Below are 14,374 nucleotides of genomic sequence, written 5' to 3'. Positions count from 1 at the left end.
CGCACGCCGGCCGAGGCCACGAAAGTGGTGGCGGGCAGCATCCGCCGCGCCAGTTGCTCGGCCATCGGCGAGCGCGACCCCTTCGTCGATGCCGTGCTTGCCGAAGAGGGTCTCACGCTCGGCGAGCGGCAGCCGAGGACGCTTGACGAGCTGGAAGACGACTATTTCGACCTGATTGTGACGCTGGCGCCGGAAGCGCATCACGCCGCGCTCGAGCTTACCCGCTCGCTCGCCGTCGAGGTCGAGTACTGGCCGATGCCGGACCCGACCGACACCGGCGGCACGCGCGAGCACATCATGGCCGCCTATCGCGATGTGCGAGAGCGGCTGAAGACGCGCATAAGCCGGCGTTTCTTGCTTCCGGAAGCAAAAAACGCGACGGATTAAGCATGTTCACAAGCGGGCGATTATCATATAGGTTCCGCCGCAAATTCCGGCTGGAGTCGGACGAGTTCAGGTCTGTTCGACCTGAAATCGTCCGGCTCCAGATCAAGATAGAGCATGATGTCGTCCGAAAACCGCTTCACACTTTTCGGCATCATGCTCTAGGCCCCGGAACCGCCATCCAAGCAAAGGTATCGAATGCCGAAGGAAGAAGTCCTCGAATTTCCGGGCGTGGTCACGGAACTGCTGCCCAATGCGATGTTCCGGGTGAAGCTCGAAAACGAGCACGAAATCATCGCCCACACGGCCGGCCGCATGCGCAAGAACCGCATCCGCGTGCTGACCGGCGACAAGGTCCTGGTCGAAATGACGCCTTACGACCTGACCAAGGGCCGCATCACCTACCGCTTCAAGTAACAATTCGGCGCGAACCGCGATGAGCATCCTGCAGAAGCTCGTGCTTGCCTCGGGTTCGCCGCGTCGCATCGAGCTGTTGCAGCAGGCCGGCATCGAACCGGACCGCGTGCTGCCCGCCGATGTCGACGAGACGCCGCTGCGCGCCGAGCATCCGCGCTCGCTGGCGAAGCGCCTTTCCAAGGACAAGGCCGAGAAGGCGTTCGCCTCGCTGAAAAGCGAGGAAGACTATGCGCCGGCCTTCATCCTGGCCGCCGACACGGTGGTGGCGGTGGGGCGGCGCATCCTGCCCAAGGCCGAGACGATCGACGACGCGGTGAACTGCCTCGGCCTGCTTTCCGGCCGCTCGCACCGGGTCTATTCCGGCATCTGCCTGATCACGCCGGGCGGCAAGCTCAGGCAGCGGCTGGTGGAGACCAGGGTGCGCTTCAAGCGACTGCCACGCGAGGAGATCGACGCCTATGTCGCGTCGGGCGAATGGCGCGGCAAGGCCGGCGGTTATGCCGTGCAGGGCCTCGCCGGCTCCTTCGTCGTCAAGCTGGTCGGCTCCTACACCAATGTGGTCGGCCTGCCGCTCTACGAGAGTATCGCGCTGCTGTCCGGCGAGGGCTTCAAGCCGCACAAGAACTGGCACGTCGCGCGGCCATGAGCCCGGACGAAAAGGTCACGCCGCTGAGGCCGAAGCGCCCCTGCCCCGAATGCGGCAAGCCTTCGGTGCGGGAGCACTATCCGTTCTGCTCGACACGCTGCAAGGACATCGACCTCAATCGCTGGCTGAAAGGCGCCTACGTCATTCCCGGCCGCGACGACGAAGAGGAAGAAGACGGAGGCCCCAAGCAAGGCCCTTCGTCCACAGACGAGCAGTGAAGGCCCGTAGCAATACGCCGTTTCCCGGCGATTTTTCTTTATCAACACCTAAGCGCTGGACAGGGCGAATTCCCGTGCTATAACCCACGCGCTTTCGAGGGGGGCGCCACCCGGCGCTTCCGTGAAACCCGGCGGACGAGCCCGTTAGCCGGCGCAGGCCCAGATAGCTCAGTTGGTAGAGCAGCGGACTGAAAATCCGCGTGTCGGTGGTTCGAATCCGCCTCTGGGCACCAGCACTTTCTCAAAGGAAATCAGCCTATTAGCAGGTCGCCGGCTTGGCGATTTGGTTGGACTTCATGTCGCATCGTGTTGCAAGTTAATCCCGTGGATTTCCGGGCTTTTCCAGACGCTACAGGTCACTCCGTGCGACATGGACGCGACATGAATAAGGCTATTCATCACTCGTCATAATGGCGTCGAATCTGCGCCTTTCCCAAGCCTGTTGCCGGCGATAGCGCCAGATGCCGGCGATGAGAAGAACTGCGGCGAATGGTACCAGCTTCCACCCAGGGTGCAGGCCCCAATAGCTGACGCATAGCACAACCGCTCCTGCCGCGATCAGCCACAACGCATTGCCGGACCTTAGATCGCCGATCTCAACGTTGAGTTCGTCAACCTTGATTCCCAACTCGCCGACCTTACCCTCAAGTTCATGAATGTAGGCCACCACAGCGGGTGAAGGGTCGCCGAATTCAATACCGTTCCGCTTCATTTTGCCCCTCCCAATGCCAATCACGGCATCGCGAATCTTATTTCACCGTGGCTTTGCAAAAAAGCCCGGCCACCGAAGCAGCAGCCGAGCCTTTCAAGTGTCCGAAGGGCCAATTGATTTCAGTTCATGGGCGAGTGCGCCTCACCCAATAGCCGCCGCGCCGCGCCTGTGGCGTTCGCCATCGCTATCATGGTTTCAGCAGTCACAATGAACTTGGCCACGCAGACGCGCTCTTGAGTGCCGTCGTAGCCGCGCTGGTGGGCATAATAAGACACGCGGAACAGATTGGCGGCAATCTCCTCGACGCGTCCGACGCCCTGCACGAAGGTGTCGAGGATGACGATAGGTTCGACGAGTTCGCTCATGCTTGCATCGCCTGGAACGGCTCCGCCTCGATCTTTTCATAGAAGGTCTTGCGCAGCTTTTGGGATAATTCGGCGGCCTTATAGCCGATGTAAAGCAATCGGTTCACCTCGCCAGCCGTGAGGACGACGTTTCCGCCCTTACTGCTTTCCTTGCCGAAAGCGTCTTCGAGCAAGTTGGCAAGCACGTCGTTCATGTCGTCGCTGTCGCAGACCAACGGCTCCAGATCGTTAAGAACTTCTAGGGTCGCGTTCATGACTGCGCCGCCACGAAAGAACGCAGCAGCATCTCGGATTCCCAATATTCCAGGCTTCCACCGAAAGCGCTCGACTTGTCGCTCAAGAGCAAGTTGGCCTTCATCTGCACCGCCTCGAAGGTTGTGCATGGTGCGGACAGCAGAGCCTTGAAGATATCGGACCACGCTGTGAAGGCGGCATCCACCTGCTTTTCAGCTGTAGCGCCTGCCATGGCCGGCAGCGATGCTAGAGCGCCGAGAGCGGCGCGACGTGTCATTGCCTGAGAAGTCATAGGTTCAGTCCCCTGGTTTCACCGGCTGTTCAAGGCCGGGCTGCAAACCCCTGCAGCAAATATCGGCGGACGGCGCCGAAGCCGGGAGTTGAACACCTGCCAGGACGACAGGCCTAAGCTTTTTAGGGGTTTCCCCCACTGGACAGCGGCTTAGCTCCCGGCCATAAAAGGCCGGTCGGAGCCGCGCCGCCAAGCGCGTCCGTTGTGCGCAGGAAACCTGCACACTCTCGCCCGCTCTTCCTCGCCAAAGGAAGAACGACCTCGCCAAAGGTCTGCACGGGCAAAGTCCTAGTCCGGGTGTTCAAGCCCACGGACACGATCATCTGATTTGCTGATTTCGTCAAGAATGCTCCCCTTCCTGGGGGAAGTATTTCTTTGTGCAAGGTGCTTTTCAGCACCGGCTAAGAGGTGATACGGTCTCACCAGTTGATCCGGGGGGGATCGGGGAATGTTGTTCAAAACAGCATTGGCAGTTGCCGCGTGTTTGGTGCCAACTCTGGCATCAGCCAACGACGAGGCTTTGCAGTTTCAAATTGAGAGCGAGCTGGCTTACTTGAAAGTCGGCTACGGCATTGAGAGCGTCGAAGTCCGCGCCGAAGGTGTTCGGACGCAAGTCATCGTCGGCGTAGATACCTTCGTGTCCAATTTTAGCGATGTCATGTGGGATACAGCACAGCGGGCAAGTCTCATGAGCCCGGCGCCTGTATTGCTGTTGGCCGTAGAGCAACATTCGGCTTTTGGAAATGCGAGCGGGAAGCGACTCTGCTATCTGCGCGCCCGCAAAGGCCAGGTTTTCGAGGGGACGTGCTGATGAGGAAATTGTTTTGCGCTCTCGCGCTGCTGGCCCTGAACGGCTGCGCAGCCGATTATCTGAACAACTACGATACGATGACGCTGGCCTCCGGCGACTCGAACAGACAGAACCAATTGCTGCAAACAGTCGATCCCTACAATCCCGCCTCGAACAACACCAAGATCGAGGGAGACGGCGCCAGAAGCGCCGCCGTCGTCCAGAAGTACAAGCAGGGGCCGGGCGGAACCGCAGCCGCATCGTCAGGTGCAGCGGCCTCGCTCCCGCCTCCCCCTCCGCCAGAGTGACCGGAGCTTGCCATGTGGCTGCCATACCTATCGATCGTCACCAGCTTTGTTGCGGCCGCTCTCGGTATTCGAGCGGCAACCATTCCTATTAGGGACAGCCTTGATGACATGATGCCCGACATCGGTCGGCAGGGAAAATGGGCGAGTTGGGCGGCTGTTGCCGCTGGCGCGTCTGTTGTTTTGCAATCGCTCGATAGGCTATGGCAGTAACGAGCCATGAGGTGCAGGCTTGGCTGCTGATGCAGTGGGAAAAAGCGCGGCGCCGCTGAAGGTCCCGCCCTACTGGCTCTTGCGGTGAAGGTCTTTCGGACTGGTATCCGGCGAATATGTGAGCGTGATCCGCTTGCCGCCGCAGACTGCGCATTTCATCCTCGGCCTCAAGTCCCATTCCATCGCCGGAGCATCAGCGCCGAACCTATCCCGGAGCGCCGGCAGATCGAGCTTTTGATGACGATGGCAATCCAGGCAGCCGCCCGTAACAGACATGCCCGCGTCTATAAGCGCTTGGAGGGTCCAGCCGTTACCCATGCCCGGTCATGTAGGCTGGTTGTGTCTCGGGTTGAAATTTGAGGCGCAGCCTTCCCCAAACTCCTGTATGCTCAGCGCTGCTATGGATCACAGGAAAACGACCCTTGAGCGCGCATTCGAACTCGCCAAGTCTGGAGTTTACGCCAATTTTGGTGAGGTGCGTACAAAGATCAAAAACGAAGGCTACGACGTTCGTCAGATGATTGGTGGCTTGAGCCTTCGCAAGCAGATCAATCAAATAATTCAAAGTGCGCGAGCGAATGCCGACTGTGGCGTTGGAAGCTCAGAGGCAAGAGCCCGCTCGCCTGAGGGGGTCGAACGGGCTCCCGTGGGGGAGCGCCCCAGCGCGGCGGGTGAACCTCGTGCCGGAGACACACGCCGCGACACTTAACCGGGACACTGGTAGGAATGTTCCCTTCGATGCGACCGAAGTCGGAGGATCTGACGCTTTGGTCCCGATGCTGAAACCTTCCCCTCGCTACATCATTTGATAGAGCCGGCGAACATGTGTCCCTTCGTTCGGCGGCATGAGAGAGTGGATAGATGCCCGCCATCCCGTTGCCTGGGGTGACGGGCATCGTCTTGACTGCACATTAGCATCTGCTTGCGAACCTATTGGCCGCGTCGGAGTTGTATCGGCATGGCGAAGGGCAACATCAATATTGGCGATGAAGTCGCGATCACGGCAAAGGTGCGCCGTCGAGTGACGGAAGACCGTGTGAGCGTGTCGATCCCCTCCTATGGCCAGCCTCATTCGATTGTCGATCGAATCTCGAAGGTGAAGCAAGGTCAGGAGATCGAGCTTCGAGGCGATGTCACCCGCGTCGATGAAGACAAAGTGACCATCAACCTAGGCGTCCCCGTCACGGTGAATGCCGATACCGTGAGAGTGGTGACGCCTTACAAGCCGCCGACAAGGAAGACGCCACTGGTGGACAAGCCGACGTGACGAAGCTCTCTCCAAGGTTCGCAGCGACACCCTCCGTACGAAGGATTTCCGTTGTCAAGCGCCTGCTAAAGGACGATGATGGCGGCTGATGCAGCGGATATCCCTCCATACCCTCTCGCTGCAGAGATTGGCCTGGCGCTTTATCCGCCGGGCCTCTTTCTAAGACAGGAGCGTGGGTCTTGAGCGCTCGCTAAGAACTGGTGTCTTCGCACCAGAAGATGGGGGGGATTCACAGCGAATCCATTTCGATCTAGAATCTTTCTATGGACGCGATCTTTGACGACCTTTCCAGTGCCCTCAGGAAGCCCCACAGCGATGGTTGGGCCAAGTTCCGCATCATTGCCCTGGATGCTGCCGGCAAGTTCTTTACGGGCGTAGCTATCGGTATCGGCTTCGCGATCGTTCACGCCTTCGCGGGCTGACTAAAACAGCAATTGCCATCAGCTGCCGTCTCGCTATGGTTAGCGCCGTCCGGGGTTTGGCCACCCCTGTCCCCGGATCAGGCCCGGCGGATTGTCACCACTTCCCCCCGAAGCATGATGGGCTGCCGGGCCGTGACGCTACAAGCGGTGGTGAGCTGTCTCATTTCTGCACAAGAATGCTGGCACCAGCCTTGCACTGCAGACATCGCCGGTTTGAACCCGGCAGCTCGTCGGGCTTGAGGCTGTTGTTGGGGGCCTCGCCCGGCGAGCTCTCCCGCTGTATTAGCGACTGCTTGTAAATAAAGCGAAGTAGGAAGATAATGCCGGCCGCGAGGAGCTTTTGAGGGAGAGTTCCAGTGCGTTGGCCCTTAGTTGTGACTGCGCTTATTGTTGGATTGGTCCTTTGGGACCACTTTGCCAATGACAGCGCCTACCTCGCCGATATGGAGCGAGGTCTGCGACACGCCGCTGCAGCGATGCCAGGTTAGGCTTAGGAGAGCGTAATCTTGGGATCGATATAGAAAGTCGTCGAGGCTTTCGCACACTTAACCCTGCAAGCGATCCAGCCCTTCTGCTGTGGCGTGAACGTGACGGAGAGCGCAAACTTGGTTGTCGATCCGCCCCATGTGCCGCTTCCGGCAGCCTGTCCAGCGGCGGATGCCAACGGGTTGGCTTTTGCATCACTGACGAACGACCCCTGTGGCGACGAGGCATCGCCGAGATATTCCACCTCAAGCCAGATTTCGTCATCATTCGGAACTGCACCCCCACCCCAGATGCCTTGAACGGTCGCCGTCACCGGAGATCCGGTGGTGTCGTTCCAGATCATGATCGGCAAGCAGTCGAATGGCAGATAATAGGAAGAGTTCGCCGTGGTGACGATCTTCCAAGCCAACGGGGTGGCGCCGTCAGAGGCCCCGCCGGTGCGGACGATCGTGGTTTCTTCGGTGAGCGTGCCGGCGTATCTCACGCTGGCAAATTGATAATTCGCGCCAAGAGATCCGGTTCGATAGGCATCGACGAATAGCGATCCTTGCTGCGTTGGAGTGGCCGCCAAGGTCACGGAGCCATTGAGCTTGCAGTCCTCGAACGTCACCTTGGCGTTGCTGCTGCCAGTGATCGCCCCGACAAGCGTCTTGCCCGAACCGGCCGCGCTGAGATCGACGCCTCGGCACTCGATGAGGCCACCGCGCCCCGAGAATGACACAAAGAGCGTCGTCGGGATCGCGCCCGAAAGAGCACTGGGCGTATCGCGCCAGCGCAAGACGCCCTCGCAACGGATTTGCCCGGATACGCCTCCGAAACTGATTGGCGTGTTGATCAGTTCGAGATACCCGGCCGTCACGCCGCCGATCGAAATATTCAGCGCCCCGGAGCCGACCAGGTTGATCTGGCAATTGACCAGCTTCAGCGTGACGTTGTTGGCGCTTGGTGCTGCCAAAGCCGGCGAACCGGATGAGCCAACATTGAAGAGGATGCCATAATAAATCGCCGGGCCGGCGAGGTTAATGTTGTTCCCGGACGTGGTCGAGATCTGCCCGGTCGTTCTCAGGTCGGCAGAGACGGGCGGCACGGAGCCGCTATGATTGACGCAATAAACCAGCGCAGGAAGAGCCAGGGTGCCGGGTCCGGTCAGTGTCATAACTGATGCTTGTGTCTCGGCGTGATCTTCGGAGACGTAGAAAACGTCGCCGGCGGCTTTGCCCGAGAATGCCGCAGCGAGCGTCGTATAGGCGTTGGCCCAGTCGGCACCGGTGCCGGCGCCGCCAGCGCCAGAACGAACGTAATAGGCTGTCATGATAGGCGCGCTCCGATACCGAACGTGCTCGCGGCCACTCCCCAGGCCACGGCTATTTGCTGCTGCTGGCGTTCACTGTCTTTGCTTGCGGCTTGATCCGGCTCGGCCAAGGCCTCTGTCGCCTCATTGCGGGCTTTTTCGTCAGCCATTCGATGCTTTTCGGCCATCTGTGCTTTCCTTTGTCTACTGGTCAAGGATATCTCCCGTAGAGGATACCGACTGATCAACGGCAAAGCTGGCGTCGGTCAGCGCCCGCTTAAAAATGACTTTGCCGGCTCTCTCAAAGATGGCGATGGAATACGGCTCGCAAGTTGCGCGCGCTATGTCCCTCGCACCCGCCGTGATGTCGATCACCGCCCCATCGATCACATCGTCAATGTTGATGGTCTCGACTTCGGACGGCGCCATCAGATCTTCGAGAAAATCCGACAGTTGGCGAAGATCCCCGTCGCCGGTTATCAGCCGGATTCTTCGGGGCTGGCTTAGGACGGTCTTGGTGATGCCGGTGTCGGTCTGACCGTCCCAAAAGAATGGTTGCACGGTGGCATCTGCGCCAGCGACAGACCGCGTGAGGCCGGTTTTGAGGTCGGTGAAATAACTCGTGCCGCCGGTGGTGAAGTAGAGCTCGTCGGTTAGCCTCTGGAGGTCGGGTGCCCCGAGATCGCGCAATCCAATGGTCTCGACCTGGTAGGGAACGGTCTTCGTATATTCGACAGCGCCGGTTGACCCATCGACGCGGGAAACGGTGCCGGCATCTGTCCACACAACAATATCGCCGTCATCGTCATAAATCGCGTAGCGGAGATCGTCAGAGAAGGACGCCAATACGCTCGTCGCCAGGAGCTGGCCCTGGCTCGCAAATGTCACCTTTACCAAGTCACTGTCGGCACAGAAGTAGAAGTCGGCATCACTGCCGCGAACGGCGCCAGGCGTCACGCATTGGATGCTTGAATACCCTTCCCAGCCCGTCCCGGATTGGTAGACCGGCGTTATGTCGTCAACCGTGAGCATGACCGAGAAAATCTGATCGCTGCTCGTCGTGAATCCGACCACCAGAGCCGACGTGTTGAAATCCACGAGGCTTCCGCCTTGCTCGGGGATAACGCCGGAGGCAATGGCGCTCGCGGAAGAGGTCTCGATCACGGTCCCGGTAGAGCCGTCGATCAGAACGGGCTTCCAGTTGTTCACCCCGCCGAAACTCGCGAGATAGACGAGCCGATCGAGGACACGGCTGTACCGGAAACACGAATACGTGGTGAAGGCGTCGCCCGGAAGGTCGAAGCTGAAATATTGTTTGGTGGCATAAATCGAATAAAGATAAACGTCCGCGTTATCGAACCCGTACAGCTTGCCCTGATCCCACACCGGGATCATCTGCCCGAATGCGATCTCGCCGCTATAGGTCTGAAACGTGTCGTAGTCATGCGTGGTTGCACCGTCCTGAATCCATTCCGCCTCGAAGACCGGCGGAGCGCCAAAGCCTTGGATGTCGAAGTCCGTGAGCACGATGTCGAGGTAGCCACGGTGAGCTGAAACGTTGCTCTCGCCCTCCTCAGAAACCATGGTCGGGTCTCGACCTTGCGTGCTCCGGCCATCGTAGGTGCGGAACTTCAGCCCTTTGGCTCGATACCCTTGGCTCGCATCATAGATCAACGTTCCGTTTGAGTAGAGTTTGCGAAGCGTCCAGGATGATTCAGACACCAGCGGTCTGGCAAAACGTAGCCGGCACGACATCTCGCTTGTCGTCGTTGTGATCGTGTCCCACCATTCCGTATGGGTGGAAGTAACGGTGGCGATCGGCGGCACCCAGATATAGGAGGCCGGCAGGCGGCATTTCCCCCAGACCACCGGAATGGTTTGGCCGTAAGCCGACGTGGGCAGTGTTGTCTGTATGGGAGAGGCTTCCGGCACGATCGGTGCAGTCTGGGTTCCGCCTTGAACCCAATGGCCGACGGTGCCCTTCCGAAGATCAGCTAGGCCACTCATCGCTACGCCCTCGACGCTTGGAGCATGAGTTCATTCCACATATCGCGCGCCCGCTGCTTGGCGGTCTCGACGCTTTCACCGGGAGCCGCATAATAGTTCAGCGTGATGTCCGAGCCGGGTTGCGCGACCGAAACCTGATTGTTGTATGAGCCGTCATCGGAGGTCGTCCCCTGGACCCAGTGCGGCGCCCTGCCCAGGTTCAGGATCGGCCCGACATGCGAACCGTGCTGAGGATCCCATTGGTCACCGAACATGTTCGACGGCTGACTGATGCTGCCGGTGTTTAGACCGGCCTGAACCATCTGCGCTGTAATGGCGTCCAGAGCGTCGTATTGAGCGGCAGCGAACGAATCGGCCAAGCTTCCGATCGCATTCACCTGATTGGCCGAATAACCGGCCATGTCGCGGCTTAGGCTTCTGATATAGCCGCCAGTGTTCTGATCCAGCCTGTCGATATTATCAGCGGTATCGCGGGTATAGCCGGCCGTTTCCTTGGTGTTGTCGGCTGTGTCGCTCGAGTATTTGGTGACGTTGACGCCAGAGCCGTTGACGTTGGTCTGGATAGTCGGGGCACCGTTGCCGGGTAGCGTGATCTGGTTCGGGTCGCCGCCGTAGCGCGTGACAGTAGGAAGCACCTGGGTTGTGGCTGCGGGTTTGCCGCCGATAGCATTGATAGAGTTTTGGACTAGCTCGTTCAGGGAGCCGGCGGCATTGTTCGCGGCAGCTTGAGCCGCGATGCTGGTTCGCTTCAACTCCTGCTGGAGGGCCTTTAGTTCATCTTGTGCACGGTCGGTCGCAAGGCCAACTTCGAAGCCGGCTGCGGCTTCCGTCTTCAGATCAGCCAGCCGTTGCTGAACCTCCGCTATATCGGCCTGGATCGCGGCTGTAGAGCGCCCGTTGGCGAGCACGTCCAAGATGCTGCCGTCACGGATCGGCGCGCTGCCCATGGCGACAAGGAGCTTGTTGAGGTTCCCCCAGCTCGGGTTGCTGACGAATGTATCGACGGCTGAGGAGGTGGCATTGATGTTCTTCGAGAGGTCGGCAAAGCCCTGCATGGCGCCGGTCAGAGCCGGGGCCAGGTTGATCAGTGCTTCGCCCAACTGAACGTGAATGACCTGGCTCAAAACGTCCAATTTGTCATCGAGTTCGCCTGCTCGCTGAAGAAGCTCGTCGGGAACAATGATGCCCATGTCGCGGGCGGACTTCTTTATCGCATCGATCGAGGCGCGCCCTTGATCGAGGAAGCGAGCCATCTCGACGCCGCCCTTGCCGAACACCACTGAGGCAAGCGCCGCCTTCTGCGTGGCGTCCGTCATCTGCGCCATTGCATCAGAGACGAGCTTTAGCCGCTCCTCCTGGTCTTTGGCGTTGATGATGTTTTGCAGCAGTTGCGGGTTGAGTTTTTGAAGGCCGGCGTAGAGCGCGCCGGTGCCCTTCTCGGCTAGACCTGCATTCTTCGCAAAAATCGTCAGGGCGGAGTTGAAAGATTCCTGTTCGACGTTTGCCTGTTTGGCTGCGAAGGCGAGCGCCTGGTACGTGTCGGGCTTCAGGCCGCTCTGCTTGGCGTCCGTGGCGATCCGGTCAAATTCGCCGATGGTCTCCTTCAGCTTGTCGAAGGCGCCGCCCAGAGAAGCGATTGCAGCCACGCCAGCGCCGGCCGCAAGGCCACCGACGAAGGTCTTAAGCGTAGATCCTATGCCGGCCACACCCTTTTCGACCGCGGCGACGCTCTTGGCCATGCGTGCAGATTGGCTCTCAACTGTCGTTGCGGCGGATTTGAATCCGGTCGCGAACTTCTGCGCGTTTGTCGAAAGATCGATGGAAATACTGCCGACTGTCGCCGCCATCAGGCAGTCCCCTGCGTTTCCAGTGTTGCGATTTCAGCGGCGATCGTCGGGTTGTGAGCGGCAAGGAAGACGGATGCAGCCGCCTCGGTTTCCTCAAGTGCTCGCAAGCCGCTGCCGGTGATCTGAAAGACCATTTCAAGGCCAGCCGCGATCAGCCCGCGCGCAATGTCGAGCTGTTGCTCGTGGCGCCGCGCGTCGGACGCGTCGAGACGTTCGGTCCAGTAGGTTTGAGGCCTCATTGCACCGCCTCCAAAAGAGCCCGCTGCAACTCGACTGCCTGCTCGAAGGACTGGTCGAAAAGGGTTGCCCTGGAATTCGGCGGACGTTCTGGATCGCAGCCGAGCGGTTCAATATCGCGCGGCAGCGGTGACATTTCCCAGGGCTTCAAACCCAAGGCGCGATGCAGGGCCTTGTAGTCGTTCGCCTGAAAGGCTTCGACCGCTGCCGGCGTGATCCTGCGCTTTGCGTCGCGGTTACGTGGCGTGCGTTTGGTCGGCATGCATCAGCTCCTGTAGCCAGCGCCGGCAGGTCGCCCAGGGCCGCTATGAAGGGGTTCCAGATCGAGGCCAAGCCTTGCCAGAGTGCGAATGCAGAGCGAGCGGGCTGCAATTTCGTGCTTCAAGCCCGGATGATCCTTCAAACCGGCCTTGGTGCGGATGACAGCGCCGTCAGCATCGATCTGCGTCTTCAATGCCTCGGCACGATCGAGCGCCTGGCAAGCAGTCACAAGGAACTCGATCCCGGCAGCATCTTCGATCTGGTATTGCCCGTTGACCGACTGCCACAAAGCCATGCCGTGCGGGCCGAGCGGCCTGGGTGGCGCGCCGGTCACGGGCGGGTTGTTGGCAACGAGTTGAAGGTTTTTAGCCACTGGGGTTTTGTCCCTTGAATGAATTACTCAATTTCATCCGCGAAAAGCTGCCCGAGCGGTCCACGAGGCGTGCGCCCTGAATTGGTGATGGCCCCCCCGGGGGTGCTTGGGTAAGGCCCTACAAGCTTGCGAACCTCACGGCAGACCATGACGGCTTCGGAGAAGCTCAAGCTGAACCTGCGCTTCATGACTTCGTAGGCTGTGCCGTCTACGCCGCGCCTATCGGCTTCATGCGCCGCAAACCATTCGATCGCGTCGGCCAAGTGTCCGTTGCGGTTGGCTGCCGTCATTGGCGAGGCTCCGACCAGTGCCCGAAGTTCTCGACCAGGGAGCGAAGCAGCGCAGACGTGAACTCGAGCGCCAGCGTCTCATCACCATCGAAGCATTCGGGACGAAGGCGCATGGATGCAAATGCTGTATCGTCTCGGCATGCAGTATGGCCGGTAGCAATGACGTGCCTCCCGTCCTCGCTCAAATCGACATCAACTTGATGAATGGGTCGGCTGGCGAAAATCATTGTGAGGCATCCCTTCCGCGTTTAACCATCAATCGCCAACCGGCACCGGCGCCAGGCCGTTGTCCCACGCTCGAAGCTGCTTCGCAGTGCCACGCAGAACCAGCATGTGTTGTTACGTCACCTTTGCGGTAGACCTCAGAGTCGCCCCACACACCTCGATAGGACATGGTTCGACCTTTCAGATCTTCGATGGCCTGTCGCAGCTCGCCGATTTCACGATCAAGAGCTTGGCGCTGGATGACATGGAACTCTGCCAGCAAGCTGAACGTCATGTTCGTTGACAGGGGTTTGGTGAGGTCAGAGAAGCCGTTCGACTTGACCAGCAAATCCTTGACCTTCTCGACCTCTTCGAGAAAATCCGCTTCGGCTGCCGAAAGGTTTTTCCTAGTGGCGCGGGCCATCGAATCTCACCGTCCGCCGTACCGGCTCATGTCGCGGGTGATGTAGCCGCTCGGCGCTTTTCTCCCGACATAGGACGAAGGCTGCGACTTCACCGGGATCGTCGGCACTCGTCGCCAGAACTTTTCCCATAGCGGGCCGGCCGGCCGCATGCCGCGAACAAGGTCGAACTTCGCTTCGTAAACGACGCCGTTGTACCGGCAGCGTTCGTTCTCGCGGTAGCTGACTAGTTTGTTCCATTGATCAGTCATGACGTGTCCCCTTTCAGGCGCGGTCAAAGGGCTGGCGGACGAATCCCAGACGGTCGGCCATTTGTTCCGCGACACCTGGCAGCCGCGAATGCGGCTTCAGGTCGAAGCGCGCCTGTCGGGCCTTGGCGGCGAAGTTCTGGCCTTGGCGCAAGACTGCTTCGAGGTTGTCGAGAGCCTGCTCAACTGCCTGCCGATATGCCGCCAGCGGCTCGGCCAATGTCGGCCCGATGCTCATCTCGAAGATCTTCACTTCCTCGTCGCGGTGAGCCCTGGCCGCTGCCTCCGCATCGAACAACGGCGTCAACGCGTTGCCCAGCGCCTCGACTTCGGCGTGTGTGATGGTCGGCGGCTGGCCAAGCGGCTGATTCTGAAGGCGCCGGCCGGCTTCGATGTGGCGTGCCTGGCCTTGCTCGCGAGCGGCAGTGGCGATACGCAGCGCC

General features: G+C 59.8%; 23 protein-coding genes, 1 tRNA gene and 1 pseudogene. 9 read left to right on the top strand and 16 right to left on the bottom strand.

Annotated features, from left to right (window positions below):
- Positions 1 to 65 (bottom strand): annotated as a pseudogene (locus EOA79_RS34290) (protein-tyrosine-phosphatase); the annotation flags it as partial.
- On the opposite strand from EOA79_RS34290, the gene EOA79_RS21605 reads away from it, so the two are divergent.
- The 5 genes from EOA79_RS21605 to EOA79_RS21585 all read left to right on the top strand — a co-directional run bounded on the left by EOA79_RS21605 (position 40) and on the right by EOA79_RS21585 (position 1,898).
- Complete coding sequence (locus EOA79_RS21605; RefSeq protein ID WP_348631866.1) at positions 40 to 387, top strand: low molecular weight phosphatase family protein; 348 nt, start codon at positions 40 to 42, stop codon at positions 385 to 387. The pseudogene EOA79_RS34290 and the gene EOA79_RS21605 overlap by 26 nt on opposite strands.
- 195 nt (positions 388 to 582) lie before the next feature.
- On the top strand, positions 583 to 801 hold the full coding sequence (gene infA, locus EOA79_RS21600) for a translation initiation factor IF-1 (RefSeq protein WP_006200926.1): 219 nt from the start codon (positions 583 to 585) through the stop codon (positions 799 to 801).
- A gap of 19 nt (positions 802 to 820) precedes the next feature.
- The gene (locus EOA79_RS21595) at positions 821 to 1,447 is read left to right on the top strand and encodes a Maf-like protein (RefSeq protein ID WP_066993800.1); all 627 of its coding nucleotides are present in this window, start codon (positions 821 to 823) and stop codon (positions 1,445 to 1,447) included.
- Positions 1,444 to 1,665 (top strand): DNA gyrase inhibitor YacG, encoded by a 222-nt coding sequence (gene yacG, locus EOA79_RS21590; RefSeq protein ID WP_067328558.1) that lies wholly within the window; start codon positions 1,444 to 1,446, stop codon positions 1,663 to 1,665. Before EOA79_RS21595 ends, yacG begins: the two co-directional genes overlap by 4 nt.
- Before the next feature lie 157 nt (positions 1,666 to 1,822).
- Positions 1,823 to 1,898: transfer RNA gene (locus tag EOA79_RS21585), tRNA-Phe, on the top strand.
- Positions 1,899 to 2,056: 158 nt separating this feature from the next.
- On the opposite strand, the gene EOA79_RS21580 is transcribed toward EOA79_RS21585, so the two are convergent.
- From EOA79_RS21580 to EOA79_RS32915, 4 genes are all read right to left on the bottom strand, one after another.
- Positions 2,057 to 2,377, bottom strand: a complete 321-nt coding sequence (locus EOA79_RS21580; protein ID WP_127334959.1) for a hypothetical protein — start codon at positions 2,375 to 2,377, stop codon at positions 2,057 to 2,059.
- Between the two features lie 119 nt (positions 2,378 to 2,496).
- A complete protein-coding gene (locus EOA79_RS21575; protein ID WP_127334960.1) occupies positions 2,497 to 2,742 on the bottom strand; it encodes a hypothetical protein in 246 nt (81 codons plus the stop codon).
- Entirely contained in the window at positions 2,739 to 2,936 is a 198-nt protein-coding gene (locus EOA79_RS32920) for a hypothetical protein (RefSeq protein WP_128370155.1), read from the bottom strand. Before EOA79_RS32920 ends, EOA79_RS21575 begins: the two co-directional genes overlap by 4 nt.
- A gap of 56 nt (positions 2,937 to 2,992) precedes the next feature.
- Positions 2,993 to 3,253, bottom strand: coding sequence for a hypothetical protein (locus EOA79_RS32915; protein WP_164893907.1), 261 nt, complete (start codon positions 3,251 to 3,253; stop codon positions 2,993 to 2,995).
- 463 nt (positions 3,254 to 3,716) lie between these two features.
- On the opposite strand from EOA79_RS32915, the gene EOA79_RS21565 reads away from it, so the two are divergent.
- From EOA79_RS21565 to EOA79_RS32910, 4 genes are all read left to right on the top strand, one after another.
- Positions 3,717 to 4,079 carry a hypothetical protein gene (locus EOA79_RS21565; protein ID WP_127334962.1) on the top strand — a complete coding sequence of 121 codons (363 nt, stop codon included), beginning with the start codon at positions 3,717 to 3,719 and terminating at the stop codon, positions 4,077 to 4,079.
- Positions 4,079 to 4,366, top strand: coding sequence for a hypothetical protein (locus tag EOA79_RS21560; protein WP_245479164.1), 288 nt, complete (start codon positions 4,079 to 4,081; stop codon positions 4,364 to 4,366). Before EOA79_RS21565 ends, EOA79_RS21560 begins: the two co-directional genes overlap by 1 nt.
- 1,168 nt (positions 4,367 to 5,534) lie before the next feature.
- On the top strand, positions 5,535 to 5,843 hold the full coding sequence (locus EOA79_RS21550; protein WP_127334965.1) for a hypothetical protein: 309 nt from the start codon (positions 5,535 to 5,537) through the stop codon (positions 5,841 to 5,843).
- Positions 5,844 to 6,106: 263 nt separating this feature from the next.
- Positions 6,107 to 6,265 (top strand): hypothetical protein, encoded by a 159-nt coding sequence (locus EOA79_RS32910; RefSeq protein ID WP_164748197.1) that lies wholly within the window; start codon positions 6,107 to 6,109, stop codon positions 6,263 to 6,265.
- Between the two features lie 490 nt (positions 6,266 to 6,755).
- Here the strand turns inward: EOA79_RS32910 and EOA79_RS21545 are convergent, their stop codons facing one another.
- The 11 genes from EOA79_RS21545 to EOA79_RS32900 form a co-directional block, all read right to left on the bottom strand.
- Positions 6,756 to 8,063, bottom strand: coding sequence for a hypothetical protein (locus EOA79_RS21545; protein ID WP_127334966.1), 1,308 nt, complete (start codon positions 8,061 to 8,063; stop codon positions 6,756 to 6,758).
- Positions 8,060 to 8,230 (bottom strand): hypothetical protein, encoded by a 171-nt coding sequence (locus tag EOA79_RS32905; protein ID WP_164748198.1) that lies wholly within the window; start codon positions 8,228 to 8,230, stop codon positions 8,060 to 8,062. Before EOA79_RS32905 ends, EOA79_RS21545 begins: the two co-directional genes overlap by 4 nt.
- A 16-nt stretch (positions 8,231 to 8,246) precedes the next feature.
- The gene (locus tag EOA79_RS21540; protein WP_128293260.1) at positions 8,247 to 10,049 is read right to left on the bottom strand and encodes a hypothetical protein; all 1,803 of its coding nucleotides are present in this window, start codon (positions 10,047 to 10,049) and stop codon (positions 8,247 to 8,249) included.
- Between the two features lie 2 nt (positions 10,050 to 10,051).
- Positions 10,052 to 11,896, bottom strand: a complete 1,845-nt coding sequence (locus EOA79_RS21535; RefSeq protein WP_128293258.1) for a hypothetical protein — start codon at positions 11,894 to 11,896, stop codon at positions 10,052 to 10,054.
- Entirely contained in the window at positions 11,896 to 12,135 is a 240-nt protein-coding gene (locus EOA79_RS21530) for a hypothetical protein (protein ID WP_127335923.1), read from the bottom strand. Before EOA79_RS21530 ends, EOA79_RS21535 begins: the two co-directional genes overlap by 1 nt.
- Positions 12,132 to 12,395, bottom strand: coding sequence for a hypothetical protein (locus EOA79_RS21525; protein ID WP_127335924.1), 264 nt, complete (start codon positions 12,393 to 12,395; stop codon positions 12,132 to 12,134). Before EOA79_RS21525 ends, EOA79_RS21530 begins: the two co-directional genes overlap by 4 nt.
- Before the next feature lie 3 nt (positions 12,396 to 12,398).
- Positions 12,399 to 12,767, bottom strand: coding sequence for a hypothetical protein (locus tag EOA79_RS21520; RefSeq protein WP_127335925.1), 369 nt, complete (start codon positions 12,765 to 12,767; stop codon positions 12,399 to 12,401).
- A 23-nt stretch (positions 12,768 to 12,790) separates the two neighbouring features.
- Positions 12,791 to 13,057, bottom strand: a complete 267-nt coding sequence (locus EOA79_RS21515; protein WP_127335926.1) for a hypothetical protein — start codon at positions 13,055 to 13,057, stop codon at positions 12,791 to 12,793.
- A 223-nt stretch (positions 13,058 to 13,280) separates the two neighbouring features.
- Positions 13,281 to 13,685, bottom strand: a complete 405-nt coding sequence (locus tag EOA79_RS21510) for a hypothetical protein (RefSeq protein ID WP_127335927.1) — start codon at positions 13,683 to 13,685, stop codon at positions 13,281 to 13,283.
- 6 nt (positions 13,686 to 13,691) lie between these two features.
- A complete protein-coding gene (locus EOA79_RS21505; RefSeq protein WP_128293257.1) occupies positions 13,692 to 13,934 on the bottom strand; it encodes a hypothetical protein in 243 nt (80 codons plus the stop codon).
- A gap of 13 nt (positions 13,935 to 13,947) precedes the next feature.
- Positions 13,948 to 14,374, bottom strand: a 427-nt coding sequence (locus tag EOA79_RS32900) for a hypothetical protein (RefSeq protein ID WP_164893906.1), incomplete at its 5' end; no start/stop codon positions are given.

This window comes from Mesorhizobium sp. M1A.F.Ca.IN.020.03.2.1 (assembly GCF_004023205.1).
Lineage (GTDB): Bacteria > Pseudomonadota > Alphaproteobacteria > Rhizobiales > Rhizobiaceae > Mesorhizobium.
This window is presented reverse-complemented; position numbering and strand designations above follow the sequence as displayed.